The following is a 16,700-nucleotide window of genomic DNA, read 5'->3' on the forward strand; positions in this document are numbered from 1 at the left end:
TCGCCAGATCCGCGTACATCCGTTTGAGCTTGTTGTGCTCCGCTTCCAGATCGCGCAGTCGATGCACATCGGATGCCTCCATGCCGCCGTACTTTGACTTCCAGGCGTCGTACGTCGCCTCGGAAATGCCCAGCTCCCGGCACATATCTTTGACCTGCCTGCCGCCTTCGACCTGCTTCAGCGTCGCGACGATCTGGCTCTCGGTGAACTTGCTCTTGCGCATCGTGGGTCTCCTTGGGGATATTTTGCCCGGAGACCTCGGTTTATGTCTGGAGTAAGTTTACGGGGAGTCGACAACCAGATTCCCTCCTCGCGGCGCAGGTCAGACCGAACCAACTGGGCGAACTCCTCAAGCCGATTACCGTGATAGAGGCCAAGTAGTGGCAACCAATACTTCTCGTCCTTAATGATCATTTCGCCCACCTGGCCACGAGAGCGTGCGGCCTTACATCCGGTCCAGACCGGCGAACTGAATAATCTGGCGAAGCGGTCACCCTCCCGTATTTGCCGCTTCATCTTCGGACGCATTTTCTCCGGGAAGCTGAAGCCGTGTGCGGGATTTGATCCCTCATACTCGCCGCGCTCAATCAGATACTTGAAGAGGCTACCCAGCGCGGCAAAGTGCCGCTTCAGCGTCTTAACCGCGAGGTGGGGCATCTCCGGGCCGCCCTGATCGATGATCGTGGTGAGACCGAGACCTTTCCATCTTGCTGCCTTGCCGTAATCAGCGCTCGGAGCGTGTCGAGCACTTTCTCCAGCTCCGGGCGTCGGTAAGCTAGGACAGGTAGATCCCTACAGAGGCTCTGTAGGATGCGGTAAGTACCTTTATTCTGACGCAGCGTTTGTCCGCGCCAACCACTTTCGGCGGACATCAGGGCCAAGAAGCGTGGAAGGAGCTCGGAGAGGATCGGCCCGGATTCAGCCTCAAGCCGTGACGGCGCGCGGAGCGACACGACGGGAACCTCCAGGGCGTCCAGATCGATCTCTGGGGCCGCACCGACCCGGAGATGCTGACGAGACTGCTCCAGCCGCTGAACGCGAGCTCGCGACAGCCCTAAAGCCAAAATGCCCCCGGTGCTCGGGCGCGATATCGTAGCGAGCCGTTACATCGTCGACGCTTTTGTCCATGCCGACGGCGTCTCTTTTCTGGAGTGACCTCCGGGCGTCTGCCAGATCGGCATCGATTTGCCGGAGATCGGCCGCAGCGACATCGCCGTCGTCATCAACAGTAGGCGCACACCGGACGTCCGTGAGGTGTGGTGGCGTGGCGCCTGAGGTCGTCTTTTATTGCAGCGAGCAGCTCTTGCCGCAAATGGCTTCGGGGCCAGACACGGGGTGCGGCAACTCGATCACTTGCAGGAATTTGCGGTCAAGCAGCTTAGGTAAGTGCTGCGCTTCACGGAAGTCACGCGTTCTCATGGAGACGCTGACCTCCTGGGTGGTTCCAGGCACGCGGCGATGGTAGTAAATCAACCCTCGTTTGAGGGCGATGTGGCGGCATTGTGGGAGCATTTCAGAGGAGCCAGACGTCGTCGAAGCGGCAACCGGGCGGTCACGTGACGAGCTCCGTGCGCTCTAACTCTTTTTCAGCCACGGAAAAAACAAAACCCCGCCGAAGCGGGGCCTTGAGTTTGGCTGGGAGACTAGGATTCGAACCTAGATAAGCAGCGTCAGAGGCTGCGGTCCTACCGTTAGACGATCTCCCAATAAACCGGGTTTCGACGCGCTCTGACCTTGAAGCGTCGAACTTTGAAGCACTAAACCAATTAGCGCTTCGAGAACTGCGTTGCGCGGCGGGCCTTGTGGAGACCGACCTTCTTACGCTCAACTTCACGAGCGTCGCGGGTCATGAAACCAGCCTTACGCAGCGGCGACTTCAGCGCTTCGTCGTATTCGACGAGGGCGCGGGCGATGCCGAGGCGGATGGCGCCGGCCTGACCCGTGATGCCGCCACCAGCGACGGTGACCATGATATCAAACTTTTCGACATTTTCGGTCAGTTCGAGCGGCTGACGCACGATCATGCGCGAGGTCTCGCGGCCGAAGAACTGGTCGAGCGGCTTGCCGTTGACCACGATGCCACCGGTGCCCTTGCGGAGGAACACGCGGGCGGCGGAGGTCTTGCGGCGGCCGGTACCGTAATTCTGCTGGATAGCCATCATAGTTCCTTAGATTTCCAGCGCCTGGGGCAGCTGAGCGGTATGCGGATGCTCGGCGCCGCCGTATACCTTGAGCTTACGGTACATAGCGCGACCCAGCGGGTTCTTCGGAAGCATGCCCTTGACGGCGATTTCGATGACTCGCTCCGGATGCGTGGCGAGCAGATCCTTGAGACTCGTGGTCTTCAGGTTGCCGACGTAGCCGGTGAAGCGGTGGTACATCTTGTCGTCCAGCTTGGCACCGGTCACAGCCACCTTCTCGGCGTTGATCACGACGATGTAATCGCCGGTATCGACGTGGGGGGTGAACTCGGGCTTGTGCTTGCCGCGGAGGCGACGCGCGATCTCGGTCGACAGACGACCGAGCGTCTTGTTCGTGGCATCAACCACGAACCAATCACGCTTGACGCTTTCCGGCTTGGCGGTGAACGTTTTCATTTCAAATACCTGGTTTGCCGCCTTGCAGGGCGGAACACGGAATCGGTGAAAGCAAAGGCGCGAGAGAATAGCTGACTTTTCCCTCATCGCGCAAGCCCACCGTGCAGGTGAGCTTCGGGCCGACAATCATAACATGATGACCGGGCCGTTTCACAAGCCTCCCGGATGACAAGGCCGACGTGCGCGACAAGCAGCCGCAGCGACTTCACCTTTCTCCGGGAGCCGAGCATTGTACCGTGCGTCATCCCCGTTCGTCAGGAGTTTCTTCCATGTCCGTTCGCACCCTCAGTCCTTTCGACCGTTTGCTGGCCGGCGTGGAGCGCGCCATGGAAGCCGTCGCGGGCTCGCCGGAAGCCGTCCGGCGATCGCCTGGCGATGCGATAGCGGACGCGCCGATGACCGACGCGGAACGCCGCCACGCCGCGGGACTCATGCGGATCAATCACGTCGGCGAAGTCTGCGCGCAGGCGCTCTATGTCGGCCAGGCCGCCCTGGCCCGCACCGAAGAAACGCGAGCGCACCTGATGCATGCCGCGCAGGAAGAGACCGACCATCTCGCCTGGTGCGCCGAGCGACTGAAGCAGCTCGACAGCCGCCCCAGCCTTCTCAATCCGCTGTGGTATGCGGGAAGCTACGCCATCGGCGTCGCCGCGGCCGCCATCGGCGATCCGATCAGTCTCGGCTTCGTGGTCGAGACGGAGCGCCAGGTGGAAGCGCATCTGGCCGAGCATCTCGAGCGACTGCCCGCGCAGGACGATCGTTCGCGCGCCATCCTCACGCAGATGCAGGCCGATGAACTTCGTCACGCGGATGCGGCGCAGGCACGCGGCGGCATCGACCTGCCCTGGCCGGTTCCCGGCCTCATGCACGCGGCATCCGCGGTGATGAAGACGGTCGCTTATCGCTTCTGAAGGCGGAAACGGTTCGACGATCCCTACGAGAAGGCCCGCATCTGCGGGCCTTCCTATTTTCGGACGGGTGATGGCGCGTCAGGCCGCCTTGCCGACGCTGTCGAGTTCACGCAGCACCTCATCGCTCAGGACGAGATCGCCGGCGGCGAGGTTCTCACGAAGGTGGGCTACGGACGACGTACCCGGGATCAGCAGGATGTTGGGCGAGCGGTGCAGCAACCACGCGAGCGCGACCTGCATCGGTGTCGCGTCGAGGCGTGTCGCGATCTCGTTGAGCGTGTCCGACTGCAGCGGACTGAAACCACCCAGCGGGAAGAACGGTACATAGGCGATGCCATCCTTCGCCAGTGCGTCGACGAACGCGTCGTCGTCCCGCTTCGCGAGGTTGTACATGTTCTGCACGCAGACGATGTCGCAGATCCCACGCCCCTCCGCCACCTGCGCCGGCGTCACGTTGCTGAGGCCGACGTGCCGCACGAGGCCTTTCCGCTGCAGTTCGGCGACCGCCTCGACCATGTCGGCGATCGATCCCTCGGCCGGGCCGTGCGTATCGAACATCACACGCAGATTGACCACGTCGAGCACGTCGAGACCGAGGTTGCGCAGGTTGTCGTGCACCGCGCCGGTCAGCTCGTCGGCGGAGAACGCCGGCAGCCAGCCGCCCTTGTCGTCGCGGCGCGCACCGATCTTGGTCACGATGACGAGGTCGTCGCGGTACGGATGAAGCGCCTCACGAATCAGCTGATTGGTGACGTGCGGGCCGTAGAAATCGCTGGTGTCGATGTGGTCGACGCCGCTTTCCACCGCGGCGCGCAGCACGGCCAGCGCCGCGTCGCGATCTTTCGGGGGACCGAACACACCCGGGCCCGCGAGCTGCATCGCGACGTAACCCAGCCGATGGACGGGACGATCGCCGAGATGAAACGTGCCGGACTTCTGGATCGGGGACATGGGAGAGCTCCTGGAAGGTGAGCTACAAAGGTAGGGGCTGCAGGATAAGGCGATAAGCGGGCACAATCGGGACGGCTTGTACCGCAATCCGCACAATGCGCCCGACCAGGGGATATGCCCGTGAAAGCCGACCTCGCCGATCTGAACGCCTTTGTGACGGTCGCCTCGGCCGGCGGCTTCCGCGAGGGCGCCCGCCTTAGCGGCGGCAGCGCCTCGGCCCTGAGCGAAGCGGTCCGCAGGCTGGAGGCCCAGCTCGGTGTCCGCCTGCTCAATCGCACGACGCGCAGCGTCTCTCCCACCGACGCCGGTAAGGGCCTGCTGGACCGTCTCGCCCCTGCCCTGGCCGAGGTCGACGACGCGCTGGATGTCGTCAATCACTTCCGGGATCGCCCGGCGGGCACGCTGCGTCTCAACGTACCGATGAGCGCCTCGCGGCTGGCGCTGCCCGCGATCGTGCCGCCCTTCCTGGCCGCGTATCCCGACATTCGTCTCGAGGTCCTGACCGACGAAAACTTCGTCGACGTTCTTGCCGAAGGCTGCGATGCGGGTATTCGTTATGACGAACGGCTCGAGCAGGACATGATCGCCGTGCCGATCGGACCCCGGGTCCAGCGCTACGCGGCGGCGGCCTCACCGGCCTACCTTGCGCGCCACGGCCGCCCGTCCCATCCCCGCGATCTGCTCGACCACGCCTGCCTGCGCGGTCGCTTCGCCAGCGGCAACATGCCCGCCTGGGAATTCGAAAAGGACGGGGAGACCGTGATGGTCGAGCCCACGGGGCCGCTGATCGTCCGCGCGGGCGGCGCCTCCGACCTCGCCGTGGAGGCGGCCGTGGCCGGCACCGGCATCGTGTTTCTGTTCGAGGACTGGATTCGCCCGCAGCTGGACAGCGGAGCCCTGGAACCCGTCCTCGAGGACTGGTGGCTGGCCTTTCCGGGCCCCTTCCTCTACTACCCGGGCAGGCGTCTGGTACCGGCACCGCTGCGCGCTTTCATCGACTTCATCAGAAGCGCCGCGACCGCGTAGGGCCGGATAGCGGAAGCCCCGCTTTCGCGGGGCTTCGGGGTCACATCAGGTTGCGGCCGTGGAACAGTTCCTCGATCTCGCGACGGAGCAGCGACTCGATGCGCTGACGCTCCTTGAAGGAGAGATCGTCGGCCTGGGCCTCGAACAGATAGGTGTCGAGGTCGAAGTCCTTGATGTGCATCTTCGTGTGGAAGATGTTTTCCTGGTAGACGTTGACGTCGAACATCTCGTACTTCTGACGGATGTGCTTGGCCAGGTAATCCTGCACCGAATTGATCTTGTGATCGATGAAGTGCTTCTTGCCCTTCACGTCGCGCGTGAAGCCGCGGACGCGGTAGTCGGCGATGACGATGTCCGACTCGAAGCTGTCGATCAGGTAGTTCAGCGCCTTCAGCGGCGAGATGACGCCGCAGGTGGCCACGTCGATGTCCGCGCGGAAGGTCGCGATGCCGTTGTGCGGATGCGTTTCCGGATAGGTGTGGACCGTGATGTGGCTCTTGTCCATGTGCGCGACGACGGCACCGGAGATGGTGTCGCGGCCGAGCTTCTCGACGACCGGCTCCTCGGAGATGAGGATCGTGACCGAGGCGCCCTGGGGATCGTAATCCTGCCGGGCGATATTCAGGATGTTGGCGCCGATGATCTCGGCCACATCCGTCAGGATCTGGGTCAGGCGGTCGGCGTCGTACTGCTCATCGATGTACTCGATGTAGTTCTGACGCTGCTGTTCCGAAACGGCATAGCAGATGTCGTAAATATTGAAGCTCAACGCCTTGGTAAGGTTGTTGAAACCTTGCAGGCGAAGGCGGGGAAGCGGTTTGACCACAGCGACTCTCCGAGGCCGGGAATAACGGCCAGCAGCAGACGCGGGTTAGCAGCTAGGGTCCCCGCAGCGATGTAAGCGACAGGCCGACAGTGTGCCCGGCGCTTGTGTACGACGTGAGACAAGGGGTCCCGACGCCGAGGGGGTGAAATTATGGGGCAAGATGGCCCGGATTTGAACCAGCAGGGGCTGGATCGATTTAATTTGTGGATTTTGACACCCGGTTGTCTGCAATAATCGCCCCGGGGACATGGCAAGTCGACGTCGCCCGACGGAATCCCGGCGGCGGCGTGACGAAATTGGGGGACGCCATGCCATTGAGGCTCAACGGAATCAGCTGTGGCTCAACTCAAATATCTGCTCCAACAGGCTTTCGAGCGCTCGCAGGCTCCGACCAGCTTCGCGCCGGACCCTGCCGCCATGGGCCGCTTCCTCGACGCCTGCCACCGCCGCCGGTATCCGGGCAAGACCGCGATCATCCGTCCCGGCGATCCGGCCAACACGCTCTATTACGTCGTGGAAGGCTCGCTGGCGGTCTGCACCGAGGATGAGGAGGGCCGCGAGCTGATCCTGGCCTACATCAACCGGGGCCAGTTCATCGGCGAGATGGGCCTCTTCGTGGAGCAGGCGCAGCGGGAATCCCTCGTTCGCACCCGTACCGCCGTCGAAATGGCCGAGATCAGCTACGAACGCCTGTTCCAGTTGCTCGAGGGACCGCTGTCCGCCGAATGCCCGAAGCTGCTCTTCGCCATCGGCTCCCAGCTGACTCACCGCCTGCTGCGCACGTCGCGCCAGGTCAGCCGCATGGCCTTCATGGACGTGACGAACCGGGTCTCGCGGACCCTGCTCGATCTCTGTCAGGAGCCGGATGCCATGACCCATCCCGACGGGACGCAGATCCGCATCTCCCGCCAGGAAGTCAGCCGCATCGTCGGTTGCTCCCGTGAGATGGTCGGCCGCGTGCTCAAGCAGTTGGAAGAAGAGCGGATGATCGACGTGGCCGGCAAGACCATCGTGGTGCGCGGCACCCGCTGACCACGAAATACGCGGGACCGGCCTTGGGCCGTCCCGCCGTCCCGGCTAGCCCTGGTACACCATGTAGACATCCGCGCGCTCGTAGTGCGAGCCCGGACGAAGCGCGGGCTGCAGGACGAATCCCGCGCGCTGGTACATGCCCAGCGCTTTGGTCAGTTTGCTGTTCGATTCCAGGAACAACTCCGTGCCCCCGCGGGCGCGATAGTCGGCGATCGCCGCGTCCAGTAAGGCCCGGCCGGCGCCCAGACCCCGATAATTCTCGTCCACACCCATCTTCGACAACTCGTAGATGCCCTCCCCCTCGTGGATGAGCGCGCACGTACCGACGACTTCGCCCGCGTACAACGCGAAGAAGATCGCGCCACCCTGCGCCAGCACCATCCCCTCGGGATCGGCAAACAGTGCGCGGTCGACGTCCTCGACCCGGAAGTACCGCTCCAGCCATTGCTGGTTGAGGCGACGGAAGTGCTCGCTCAGGGCGGGCTCGAAGGGCACCACCTGGACGGCTTCGCGGGTCAGTGCCGCCCGCTGATCGAGGATCGCCGCGACGAGGGGACGGCTCGCCAGCGCCTGCTCGCAACCGTCGATGGCGTCGAGCAGTGCCAGTCCGCGCGGACCCATCGACTCCGCCATGCCCCGGCGGATCGCCAGCCATACCGGGCCAAGAGCCCCCAGCGCGCGCTCGCCCGCGTCCGTGAGTGCCAGCACACTGCGGCGCCCGTCCTGAGGATCGCGCTGACGGACCACCATACCGGCATCGACGAGGCGGTCGGCGAGCTGACTGACGGCGGAGTGCGTCTGGCCGATCGCCAGGGCGACGTCGGTGACCGTGGTCGGGCCGACGTCGCGAAGAAAGCGAAGGACCGGAAACCAGCGCGACTCGATACCGGCACCGCAGGCCCGGTAAACCTCATCCACGGCCTGATAGAAGTGATCGCTGAGCGCTTTCAGGCGACTGCCAAGCGCGAGTTCGCGCAGGGACGAGAGGTACATCGGGGATCCATGTCGTGGGGACGAGAAGCGAGGCTAGCGGCGGCGGGATGCCGCACGCAAGCGATAACCCCCTCTTCATGTCGGGTACGCGCCCCCATTGGTTATGGTGAGACCACCACTCACGACACGGACCGGCATGGACTGGAGCCAGTTCCTCCTATTCGCGGGCGTCGGGCTGTTGGCACAGCTGGTCGACGGCGCGCTCGGCATGGCTTATGGACTGGTGTCCAATGCCGTGCTGCTTGCGCTCGGCCTGCCCCCGGCGGTCGCCAGTGCGACCGTGCATACGGCCGAGGTCTTCACCACCGGCGTGTCGGGTGGTGCGCACGCCTTCTTCGGCAATGTCGACTGGAAGATGTTCCGGCGCCTGGCCATCCCGGGCATGGCCGGCGGCATCCTTGGCGCCTGGTTTCTCGCCAGCGTGGATGGCGAGATGCTGAAGCCCTTCGTCTACGTCTATCTGCTTGTCCTGGGCACGGTCGTGCTTCTGCGCGCCGCCGGCCGCGGGGTGTCTCACCATCGGGTTCGCCACAAGGGGGCGCTTGGTTTCTCCGCCGGCCTGCTCGACGCCATTGGCGGTGGCGGCTGGGGCCCGATCGCCACCTCCACGTTGCTGGCACGCGGCGGCGCCGTCAGGCAAACGATCGGCACGGTGAATGCCGCCGAGTTCGTGGTCACGATCGCGATCTCGACGACGCTGATCTTCCACATGGGCATCCAGCACTGGCCTATCGTGCTCGGCCTGCTGACGGGGGGCATTATCGCCGCGCCGTTTGCCGCGTGGCTGGTGAAGCACCTCCCGCCGCGCTACGTGATGGGCGCCGTGGGCTGCCTGGTCGTGGGAATCAGCCTCTTCCAGCTGGGAGCGCGGTTGCTTCGCTGAGTCGTGCCGTCAGAACCAGTGCACGACCTCGAGCTTATCCGCCAAAGCGCGACGCGCCCTCTTCTCGACCTTCGGCGACGGATTGACCAGAACGGCCCGGTCAGCGGCGCGCAGCAGGGCGAGATCGGACAGGGAATCGCTATATGCAATGGCCCAGGGGCGCGCGACGCCCGCCTTGTCGAGCGTCCGGACTTTCATGCCCTCGACGTTGTGGACGGTGAAATGCACGCCGATCGGACCGCCACGCGTCGTCGAACCGATCAGCTCGTAGCCGGTCAGGTTGACCTCATCGAGAATCGCTTCGACGACGGTCAGGTCGTTGCCGCTGACGATGACCACCCTGTCGCCGGCATCCACGTGCCGCCGCAGCGTGGCCACGGCGTCGCGGAGGAAGACGCCCGGACGCCGCGCGTAGGCACGGGCGAACGCGCCGACCTGCCGACGATAGGCCGCTTCGCGACGGCCGAAGGTCACCACGCGGAGGAAGGTCCTGCCAAGGAATCGGCTACCGGCTACCGTGGGCAGCAGCAGTGGCACGAAAGGGACCACGGGGAGGGCGAGTAACAACCGCCAGCGCCCCATTCCGGACAGACGCTCCCGGAAGAACAGTTCGAGCGTCTGGTGACGGACGATCACACCGTCGAAGTCGAACAGCACGACGCGACGTGCGTCGACGGCGGTGGTGTCCCCGGACACCGCCGCCTCATGCCCCTGATTCATATCGGCTCTACTGCTTGTGCGTCTGGCTGGCCGTACCGAAGAGCTTGCGCAGTTCCGCACCCGGATCCGCCGCGCGCATGAATGCCTCGCCGACGAGGAAACAGTCGATGCCCTTGTCGCGCAGGATCTTCACGTCTTCCGGCGTGTGGATGCCGGACTCGGCGACCAGCGTGCCGTCACCGACACGATCCTTAAGCCGGAGCGACGTGCCGAGCGAGGTCTCGAACGTCCGCAGATTGCGGTTGTTCACACCGATGAGCGGCACCGGAAGATCGAGCGCGATCTCGAGCTCGTCCTCGTTGTGGACCTCGACGAGGACATCGAGATCAAGCTCGGCGGCCAGCATGGACAGTTCGAGCAGGGCTTTGTCGTCGTAGGTGACGTCCCCGTTTTCCTTGCTGGCAAAGGCGGCGACGATCAGCAGGATGCAGTCGGCACCGATGACGCGCGCTTCGTAGACCTGGTACTCGTCGACGATGAAGTCCTTGCGCAGGATCGGCAGCGAGCAGGCGTCGCGCGCTTCGCGCACGAAGTCCTCATGTCCCTGGAAAAAATCCGCGTCGGTCAGCACGGAGAGGCAGGCGGCGCCGCCGTTCTCGTAGCTGCGCGCGATCTCGGCCGGGTTGAAGTCGGCGCGGATCAGCCCCTTGCTGGGACTGGCTTTCTTGATTTCCGCGATAACCGCCGGATGGCCGTCGTGCAGCTTGGCATCGATGGCGGCGACGAAGCCGCGGGTCGGCTCAAGTCCGGCGATGCGCGCCGCGAGGTCGTCGAGCGACCGCTTGCGCTTACGCTCGGCCACTTCTTCCGCCTTGCGGTCGAGAATGCGATGGAGAATGTCGGGCATCTAAGCGGTTCCTAGGGTAAGGCCGGGCAAGGGGGAACCCCGGCGATCTCAGGCGCCGAGCCGCTGGGTCGCGGCCACGAACGCGTCCATTTTTGCACGTGCGGCGCCGCTTGCGATGGTCTTGCGTGCCAGATCGATGCCGTCCTGGATCGTCGGCGCCACGTCGGCCGTGTAAAGGGCCGCGCCCGCGTTCAGGCAGACGATGTCGTGGGGCACGCCGGCCACGCCGGAAATGGCGTCGATCAGCATGGCCTTCGACTCCGTCGCGTCTTCCACGCGGAGGTTACGGCTCGACGCCATCGACAGACCGAAGTCCTCCGGCTCGATCTCGTACTCACGCACCACACCGTCGCGCAGTTCGCCCACCAGGGTGGCGGCGCCCAGCGAGATCTCGTCCATCCCGTCGCGCCCCCAGACCACCATCGCGTGCTTCGCGCCCAGCGCCTGCAGGGCACGCACCTGGATGCCGACAAGGTCGGGATGGAACACGCCCATCAGGATGTTCGGCGCGCCCGCCGGATTGGTCAGCGGCCCGAGGATGTTGAAGATCGTGCGCACGCCCATCTCGCGACGGACCGGGGAGACCACCTTCATCGCGGGGTGATGATTCGGGGCGAACATGAAGCCGATATCGACCTCGCTCATGCACACCGCTACCTGCGCGGGCAGCAGGTCGATCCGTGCGCCGAGCGCTTCGAGGACATCGGCACTGCCGGACTTGGACGAGACGCTGCGCCCGCCATGCTTGGCCACGCGGGCGCCCGCGGCGGCGGCAACGAACATCGACGCCGTGGAGATGTTGAACGTCGATGCGCCGTCGCCGCCGGTTCCCACGATGTCGATGAAATGCGGATGCGTGCCGGCGTCGACCTTGGCGGAGAGGTCGCGCATGACCGTCGCCGCGCCGGTGATCTCACCGACCGTCTCCTTCTTCACACGCAGCCCGATGAGAATCGCGGCCGTCATCAGCGGGCTGACGTCGCCGCGCATGATCTGGTGCATCAGCTCGATCATCTCGTCGTGGAAGATCTCGCGGTGCTCGATCGTGCGCTGGAGCGCCTCGGAGGGAGTCATCGGCATGGAGCATGAATCCTTGTTCTTCGTCAGGCAGCGAGCGGCAACGGCATGCCGAGGAAATTGCGCAGCAGGTCGTGGCCGTGCTGGGTGAGGATCGACTCCGGGTGGAACTGCACGCCTTCGATGTCGAGGGTGCGGTGACGCAGGCCCATGATTTCGTCGAGCGAACCGTCCTCGCGCTCCGTCCAGGCGGTCACCTCGAGGCAGTCGGGGATCGAATGCTTTTCGACCACCAGCGAGTGATACCGCGTGGCCTCGAAGGGATTCGGCAGGCCGGCGAAAACGCCGAGGCCCTTGTGCTTCACCGGCGACGTCTTGCCGTGCATGATCTCGCGCGCCCGGATGACCTTGCCGCCGAACACCTGGCCGATGGCCTGATGACCGAGGCAGACCCCGAAGATCGGCAGCTCGCCGGCCATCTCACGCAGGATGTCGATCGACACGCCGGAGTCGTCCGGCGTACCGGGGCCGGGCGAAATCATGATGCGCGATGGCGCCAGCGCACGGATATCGGCGACGGTGAGCGCGTCGTTGCGCACGACCTTGACCTCCTGCCCCAGCTCGCCGAGGTACTGGACGAGGTTGAAGGTGAAGCTGTCGTAGTTGTCGATCATTAACAGCAAGGGAGCACCCGTAAGGTGGGGATGGGATGAGCCGGAGCCGTATGTGTGGACGGCGGCGTGTCGGCCATTATCCATGGAAGGGGACACGGGCGGCCACTTCACAGGAACAAGAAGACACTAACTTGCCCAGAAAGGGTAATCTAATACCTTAAGTGGGTAACCTAGACACTGCTCCCCGAGGTACTTGTGCCATGTCCAACCCGTCGATCAGTGTGGCTGACGCGCTGCTTACCGGCACACAACAGCGAGTGCTGGCGCTTCTGTATGGCCAAGCCGATCGAAGCTTTTTTACCAAGGAACTTATCGATCTGGCGGGGGTTGGATCAGGCGCGGTGCAACGCGAACTAAGCCGAATGCTTCGCAGTGGACTAGTTGTCCAGTCGCTTGTCGGGAATCAGAAACACTACCGCGCTAACGGAGAAAGCCCCGTTTTCTACGAGTTGAAAAGCCTCGTGGACAAACTCCTTGGCGTTCCAGGCATTCTCGCGGAATCCCTCAGGCCCCTGGCCGACAAGATTCATTGGGCGATGCTGTATGGCTCCATCGCGAAAGGCCGAGCAGCCGCATCGGGCGACATCGACGTGCTCGTGGTATCGGACTCGCTGACACTGGAAGACGTGTATGGCAGCGTGGCGTCCGCCGAGAAACGTCTTGGTCGGGCAATCAGTCCGATGCTGTACTCAAGCGCCGAGCTTCGTCGCCGCGTCGAGGCCAGTCAGCCGTTCCTGACGAAGGTACTGGCGGGTGATTTCATAACGCTATTGGGAGGCATGGATGACCTCATCGCCACTGGACAATCTGGTTCGCGTCGGCCAACTCAAGGCCGAGCCACCAGCACAGGCCGAGCTTGATGGGTTAATCCATTCGGGAACGGTTCGCCTGCAAGATTCGCAACTTACATCGCTATGCATGGAGAGCCGCTTCGACCTGGCGTACAACGCAGCGCATGCTTTGTCCCTGGCTGCACTTCGCTGGCATGGATACCGGTCCGAGAACCGCTATCAGGTTTTCCAGTGCCTCGCACACACGCTTAAGCTTGAGCCACTGCAATGGCGCGCACTGAGTCAGGCTCATAACAAACGGAACCTCGCCGAGTACGAGGGCGGGCTCGATGTCGACGGGGCCTTGCTGGATGCTCTGATTCGATCAGCTCAACTCGTATTGAATGGTGTGACGGCGCTCGGCCCGGTGCATCGTTGCGCCAAGGGAAAGACATCGGGCACACGAAAGACCAGTTAGCGTGAATTCAACGCCAAACCTCAGCGAAACGGGCTTTCGATGCGCAACCTCGACTTCAGCTCCTGGCAAGGCCTCTTCTCCACCCTCTTCGGGCTGGCGGTCATCACCCTGATCGGCGTGGGTATCCGCCTCCTCGCGCAACAGACCGTGCAGCAGCGACGCGAGCGTGAGAACCGGCAGATCAACGAGCGCCTGCGCACGCTTATCGCTGCCTACAAGACGCTGGGCGGATCCTTCACCGGCAACCTGGCGGTCGATCCGAGCCACATGCGGGACCTACGCCTTCGTGCGGCCGCCGCCGAGACCGACGGTGCCCCGACCGACATGTCCAGCGGCTCGGATCGCGCGCGTCGTGTACGTGACGCGGTGGAAGCCGCGCTATCGGACATCATCCTTCTCGGCACGGAGGAACAGGTGGCGCTGGCGGCACGTGCCGCCACGGAGATGGTCGAGGGCCGTCCGGTCCACATGCATGAACTGGTGGTCTCGCTCCGCACGTTTATCAGGAAGGTGCTCGACCTCGAGCCCGTGTCCGGCAAGATCGCCATCCCCAAACAGGGCCCTGCCCGCGTCGTGGCCGCGAAGGGCAAGGGTGACGGCGGGGCCAGATCCGAAGGAGGCGGCGCCGGGGGCGGCAAAGGCGGTGGCGGTGCCGGTGCCGGTGGCGGAATGGGCGGCGGCATGGCGGCAGGCGCGGGACTCGGTCTCGGCAGCGGACTTGCAGCCGACGACACCCATGAGCATCACGGCTGACTGACAGGAGACACCGCATGGCGACGCAACCCGGCATTTATCCCGAGGCTCTGCAACTCACCCGAAACGACTGGGTACCGAACAACGAGACCCTGCCCGTCCTGATCTACCGCAACGCGGTTCGCGGACATGACCTCGCACCGGTGATGGAAAACCTGTTCGGGAGCAATACGTGGCCGGCGGACTGGCGCGATGGTATCTTCGACTACCACCACTATCACTCGACCGCGCACGAGGTGCTGGGCTTCGCCGCAGGTTCCGCGCGACTGCTGCTGGGCGGCCCCGGCGGTCACGAGGTGACCGCAGACGAGGGCGACGTGATTTTGCTGCCCGCGGGTACCGGCCACTGCCGGCTCGATGCGACTGACGACTTCCTTGTCGTCGGTGCCTATCCCAAGGGACAGTCATGGGACATCTGTCGTGAAGCGCCGACCACAGAGATGATCGAGCGCATCCGCACCCTTCCCTTTCCGTCAGCGGATCCAGTCAACGGCGGCACGCCGCCACTGACCGCACATTGTCATCGGAATGCCCAGGGCGAACGCTGATCGTCAGCCAACAGCCTTCAGCAGCTCGTCGGTCGACGTCGTTTCGCCGATGCGCGGGAAGATCGTCTTGATGCTGTTCTCATGCGCCGACGCAACGAGGTCGGTCATCGCATCGGTGACCAGCACGACGTCGTAACCCAGTTCGCTGGCGTAGCGCGCCGTCGACTCGATACCGATGCTCGTAGCGATACCGACAAGCACGATCTGCGTGATGCCCTTCGCGCGCAGCTGCGCATCGAGATCCGTCGTCTGGAAGGCTCCCCAGCGCTGCTTGCTCACGCGCATGTCGCTCGGCGCCGCTTCAAGCTCGGGCACGAGCTCGGCGAATCTGGGATCGGTAGGGAAAGGATGTTTCGGCGCGTCGGTACGACCCGGTGCGGCCTCGACCACATTGACGAGCACCACCGGGTGACGCTTCGCACGGAAGGCGCGGGCAAGCGCCGCGCACTTTGCAACGATGTCGGCCGACGGATGAACCGTCGGCAGCGCGACGATGCCGTGCTGCAGGTCGATGACGACGAGGGCGGCGTTCTTTTCGAGTTGGCTCAGCGGCATGTTAACAACCTCGGGATGGGTGGGTGGAAGAAGACGTCACACGCGGGAGCGTGCGATCGGAGACTCGCGCGAGGTGGACACCGGTGCGATCGCGATCAGGGCATCGGCGACCTGCTTCACGACGCGTCCCGTTGACTCATGTCCGCAAGGCGCCGCATGACGGCGGCCGCGGCGATAAGGTCCGCCTGCTCGTCCGACGTCAGCCGCGCGACGGCGCCCGTGAGCCAGGCCTGCTTGGCGTCGCGCGTACGCTGGCGTGCTTCGACACCTTTTCGCGTCAGGCGAACGAGGAACTGGCGCCCATCGCTCGGGTGAGGGGTTCGCTCCACCAGCCCCTCTTCCTCAAGCACGCCGAGCGTCGCACCCATCGACTGCGGCTTGACCGCTTCGGCGCGTGCCAACTCCGCCGTGGACATGGCTCCACCCTCGAGTCGCGATAGCGCCGCGATCTGCGACCAGGTCAGCTCGAGGTTGTTGGATTCCGCGCGCAGGCGACGGATCAGCTGGCCGCAGGCGGTGAGCAGATCGGCGGCGGCCGCTTCGGCGGATGGTGGCTTCGCAGGGCGTTTCGTCGGCATACGAAACAGGCTAGGGTCCGCAAGGCAAACTTGCAAGCCTAACTTGCAAGTTTGCCTTCGAAACTTCTTGCGGTCGTGCCACGATGGGCTTGCGGCGAACGCGGTCAGCTTGGATGCTTGGTCGTCCGCATCCCCAAGGAACAACGTCATGCAGTCCCTCGGCGCCATCGCCTATCTCGTCCGCGACTACGACGAGGCCATCGCGTTTTTTACCGGCGCGCTGGGCTTCGCGCTGATCGAGGATACGCCTCAGGGTCCCGACAAGCGCTGGGTCACGGTCGCGCCACGCGGCGCCGAGGGGACGAAGCTCCTGCTGGCTCGCGCGGTCACGGAAGAGCAACGTGCGCACGTGGGCAAGCAAGGCGGAGGCCGCGTCTTCCTCTTCCTGCAGACCGACGATTTTGCGTCCGACCATGCGCGTATGACCCGGCATGGTGTGCGCTTTCGCGAGGAGCCGCGGCATGAGCCCTACGGGACAGTCGTGGTATTCGAAGATCTCTACGGCAACGCCTGGGATCTCATCCAGCCCACCCTCTGACCG

The 16,700-nt window shown here is 64.2% G+C and carries 20 protein-coding genes and 1 tRNA gene; 8 read left to right on the plus strand and 13 right to left on the minus strand.

Annotation, left to right across the window (positions count from 1 at the left end; all coding sequences use genetic code 11):
* The 4 genes from B5X73_RS17520 to rplM all read right to left on the minus strand — a co-directional run.
* Positions 1-223 (minus strand): transposase (locus tag B5X73_RS17520; protein ID WP_139382825.1); only part of this gene is annotated, 223 nt, incomplete at its 3' end.
* A gap of 1,409 nt (positions 224-1,632) precedes the next feature.
* Positions 1,633-1,706, minus strand: a tRNA-Gln gene (locus B5X73_RS17525).
* 60 nt (positions 1,707-1,766) lie between these two features.
* Positions 1,767-2,159 carry a 30S ribosomal protein S9 gene (rpsI, locus tag B5X73_RS17530; protein WP_036109997.1) on the minus strand — a complete coding sequence of 131 codons (393 nt, stop codon included), beginning with the start codon at positions 2,157-2,159 and terminating at the stop codon, positions 1,767-1,769.
* Between the two features lie 9 nt (positions 2,160-2,168).
* A complete protein-coding gene (rplM, locus tag B5X73_RS17535; protein ID WP_036109995.1) occupies positions 2,169-2,597 on the minus strand; it encodes a 50S ribosomal protein L13 in 429 nt (142 codons plus the stop codon).
* A gap of 269 nt (positions 2,598-2,866) precedes the next feature.
* Here rplM and coq7 point away from each other — a divergent pair, with 269 nt between their 5' ends.
* Positions 2,867-3,508, plus strand: coding sequence for a 2-polyprenyl-3-methyl-6-methoxy-1,4-benzoquinone monooxygenase (coq7, locus tag B5X73_RS17540; RefSeq protein ID WP_079522716.1), 642 nt, complete (start codon positions 2,867-2,869; stop codon positions 3,506-3,508).
* Between the two features lie 78 nt (positions 3,509-3,586).
* Here coq7 and B5X73_RS17545 read toward each other — a convergent pair whose 3' ends face one another.
* Positions 3,587-4,459, minus strand: a complete 873-nt coding sequence (locus tag B5X73_RS17545) for an aldo/keto reductase family oxidoreductase (RefSeq protein WP_079522717.1) — start codon at positions 4,457-4,459, stop codon at positions 3,587-3,589.
* A gap of 141 nt (positions 4,460-4,600) precedes the next feature.
* Here B5X73_RS17545 and B5X73_RS17550 point away from each other — a divergent pair, with 141 nt between their 5' ends.
* Complete coding sequence (locus B5X73_RS17550; RefSeq protein WP_197056647.1) at positions 4,601-5,485, plus strand: LysR family transcriptional regulator; 885 nt, start codon at positions 4,601-4,603, stop codon at positions 5,483-5,485.
* Positions 5,486-5,525: 40 nt separating this feature from the next.
* Here B5X73_RS17550 and speD read toward each other — a convergent pair whose 3' ends face one another.
* On the minus strand, positions 5,526-6,311 hold the full coding sequence (gene speD / locus B5X73_RS17555; RefSeq protein WP_036109987.1) for an adenosylmethionine decarboxylase: 786 nt from the start codon (positions 6,309-6,311) through the stop codon (positions 5,526-5,528).
* A gap of 336 nt (positions 6,312-6,647) precedes the next feature.
* On the opposite strand from speD, the gene crp reads away from it, so the two are divergent.
* On the plus strand, positions 6,648-7,343 hold the full coding sequence (crp, locus tag B5X73_RS17560) for a cAMP-activated global transcriptional regulator CRP (protein ID WP_036109985.1): 696 nt from the start codon (positions 6,648-6,650) through the stop codon (positions 7,341-7,343).
* Between the two features lie 45 nt (positions 7,344-7,388).
* Here the strand turns inward: crp and B5X73_RS17565 are convergent, their stop codons facing one another.
* Positions 7,389-8,336, minus strand: coding sequence for a bifunctional helix-turn-helix transcriptional regulator/GNAT family N-acetyltransferase (locus tag B5X73_RS17565; RefSeq protein WP_079522718.1), 948 nt, complete (start codon positions 8,334-8,336; stop codon positions 7,389-7,391).
* 136 nt (positions 8,337-8,472) lie between these two features.
* Here B5X73_RS17565 and B5X73_RS17570 point away from each other — a divergent pair, with 136 nt between their 5' ends.
* Positions 8,473-9,219 carry a sulfite exporter TauE/SafE family protein gene (locus B5X73_RS17570; RefSeq protein WP_079522719.1) on the plus strand — a complete coding sequence of 249 codons (747 nt, stop codon included), beginning with the start codon at positions 8,473-8,475 and terminating at the stop codon, positions 9,217-9,219.
* Positions 9,220-9,228: 9 nt separating this feature from the next.
* Here the strand turns inward: B5X73_RS17570 and B5X73_RS17575 are convergent, their stop codons facing one another.
* The 4 genes from B5X73_RS17575 to B5X73_RS17590 are packed head-to-tail and all read right to left on the minus strand — an operon-like array spanning position 9,229 to position 12,486.
* Positions 9,229-9,939, minus strand: a complete 711-nt coding sequence (locus B5X73_RS17575) for a haloacid dehalogenase-like hydrolase (RefSeq protein ID WP_079522720.1) — start codon at positions 9,937-9,939, stop codon at positions 9,229-9,231.
* A 7-nt stretch (positions 9,940-9,946) separates the two neighbouring features.
* The gene (gene trpC / locus B5X73_RS17580) at positions 9,947-10,786 is read right to left on the minus strand and encodes an indole-3-glycerol phosphate synthase TrpC (RefSeq protein WP_079522721.1); all 840 of its coding nucleotides are present in this window, start codon (positions 10,784-10,786) and stop codon (positions 9,947-9,949) included.
* Between the two features lie 48 nt (positions 10,787-10,834).
* On the minus strand, positions 10,835-11,866 hold the full coding sequence (trpD, locus tag B5X73_RS17585) for an anthranilate phosphoribosyltransferase (protein WP_036109968.1): 1,032 nt from the start codon (positions 11,864-11,866) through the stop codon (positions 10,835-10,837).
* Between the two features lie 23 nt (positions 11,867-11,889).
* Positions 11,890-12,486 carry an anthranilate synthase component II gene (locus tag B5X73_RS17590; protein WP_036109965.1) on the minus strand — a complete coding sequence of 199 codons (597 nt, stop codon included), beginning with the start codon at positions 12,484-12,486 and terminating at the stop codon, positions 11,890-11,892.
* A gap of 191 nt (positions 12,487-12,677) precedes the next feature.
* Between B5X73_RS17590 and B5X73_RS17595 the strand changes: the two genes are divergently transcribed.
* The 3 genes from B5X73_RS17595 (at position 12,678) to B5X73_RS17610 (ending at position 15,026) form a co-directional block, all read left to right on the plus strand.
* Positions 12,678-13,337, plus strand: a complete 660-nt coding sequence (locus B5X73_RS17595; RefSeq protein ID WP_176167879.1) for a transcriptional regulator — start codon at positions 12,678-12,680, stop codon at positions 13,335-13,337.
* 427 nt (positions 13,338-13,764) lie between these two features.
* Positions 13,765-14,478 (plus strand): hypothetical protein, encoded by a 714-nt coding sequence (locus B5X73_RS21085; RefSeq protein WP_079522723.1) that lies wholly within the window; start codon positions 13,765-13,767, stop codon positions 14,476-14,478.
* Between the two features lie 17 nt (positions 14,479-14,495).
* Positions 14,496-15,026 (plus strand): cupin, encoded by a 531-nt coding sequence (locus B5X73_RS17610; RefSeq protein WP_079522724.1) that lies wholly within the window; start codon positions 14,496-14,498, stop codon positions 15,024-15,026.
* 3 nt (positions 15,027-15,029) lie between these two features.
* Here the strand turns inward: B5X73_RS17610 and B5X73_RS17615 are convergent, their stop codons facing one another.
* Together B5X73_RS17615 and B5X73_RS17620 are read right to left on the minus strand one after the other, a co-directional pair.
* Positions 15,030-15,581 carry an isochorismatase family protein gene (locus tag B5X73_RS17615; RefSeq protein WP_079522725.1) on the minus strand — a complete coding sequence of 184 codons (552 nt, stop codon included), beginning with the start codon at positions 15,579-15,581 and terminating at the stop codon, positions 15,030-15,032.
* Between the two features lie 116 nt (positions 15,582-15,697).
* Positions 15,698-16,159 carry a MarR family winged helix-turn-helix transcriptional regulator gene (locus B5X73_RS17620; protein WP_079522726.1) on the minus strand — a complete coding sequence of 154 codons (462 nt, stop codon included), beginning with the start codon at positions 16,157-16,159 and terminating at the stop codon, positions 15,698-15,700.
* Positions 16,160-16,307: 148 nt separating this feature from the next.
* Between B5X73_RS17620 and B5X73_RS17625 the strand changes: the two genes are divergently transcribed.
* Complete coding sequence (locus B5X73_RS17625) at positions 16,308-16,697, plus strand: VOC family protein (protein WP_079522727.1); 390 nt, start codon at positions 16,308-16,310, stop codon at positions 16,695-16,697.
* Positions 16,698-16,700: the final 3 nt, after the last annotated feature.

The organism is Luteibacter sp. 22Crub2.1 (assembly GCF_900167995.1).
GTDB classification, from domain to species: domain Bacteria; phylum Pseudomonadota; class Gammaproteobacteria; order Xanthomonadales; family Rhodanobacteraceae; genus Luteibacter; species Luteibacter mycovicinus.

Excerpts from the sequence above, each read along its gene's own strand:
- rpsI (WP_036109997.1), bottom strand. The coding sequence starts at position 2,159 with ATGGCTATCCAGCAGAATTACGGTACCGGCCGCCGCAAGACCTCCGCC.
- rplM (WP_036109995.1), bottom strand. The coding sequence starts at position 2,597 with ATGAAAACGTTCACCGCCAAGCCGGAAAGCGTCAAGCGTGATTGGTTC.
- coq7 (WP_079522716.1), top strand. The coding sequence starts at position 2,867 with ATGTCCGTTCGCACCCTCAGTCCTTTCGACCGTTTGCTGGCCGGCGTG.
- B5X73_RS17545 (WP_079522717.1), bottom strand. The coding sequence starts at position 4,459 with ATGTCCCCGATCCAGAAGTCCGGCACGTTTCATCTCGGCGATCGTCCC.
- B5X73_RS17565 (WP_079522718.1), bottom strand. The coding sequence starts at position 8,336 with ATGTACCTCTCGTCCCTGCGCGAACTCGCGCTTGGCAGTCGCCTGAAA.
- B5X73_RS17570 (WP_079522719.1), top strand. The coding sequence starts at position 8,473 with ATGGACTGGAGCCAGTTCCTCCTATTCGCGGGCGTCGGGCTGTTGGCA.
- B5X73_RS17575 (WP_079522720.1), bottom strand. The coding sequence starts at position 9,939 with ATGAATCAGGGGCATGAGGCGGCGGTGTCCGGGGACACCACCGCCGTC.
- trpC (WP_079522721.1), bottom strand. The coding sequence starts at position 10,786 with ATGCCCGACATTCTCCATCGCATTCTCGACCGCAAGGCGGAAGAAGTG.
- trpD (WP_036109968.1), bottom strand. The coding sequence starts at position 11,866 with ATGCCGATGACTCCCTCCGAGGCGCTCCAGCGCACGATCGAGCACCGC.
- B5X73_RS17595 (WP_176167879.1), top strand. The coding sequence starts at position 12,678 with ATGTCCAACCCGTCGATCAGTGTGGCTGACGCGCTGCTTACCGGCACA.
- B5X73_RS21085 (WP_079522723.1), top strand. The coding sequence starts at position 13,765 with ATGCGCAACCTCGACTTCAGCTCCTGGCAAGGCCTCTTCTCCACCCTC.
- B5X73_RS17610 (WP_079522724.1), top strand. The coding sequence starts at position 14,496 with ATGGCGACGCAACCCGGCATTTATCCCGAGGCTCTGCAACTCACCCGA.
- B5X73_RS17615 (WP_079522725.1), bottom strand. The coding sequence starts at position 15,581 with ATGCCGCTGAGCCAACTCGAAAAGAACGCCGCCCTCGTCGTCATCGAC.
- B5X73_RS17620 (WP_079522726.1), bottom strand. The coding sequence starts at position 16,159 with ATGCCGACGAAACGCCCTGCGAAGCCACCATCCGCCGAAGCGGCCGCC.
- B5X73_RS17625 (WP_079522727.1), top strand. The coding sequence starts at position 16,308 with ATGCAGTCCCTCGGCGCCATCGCCTATCTCGTCCGCGACTACGACGAG.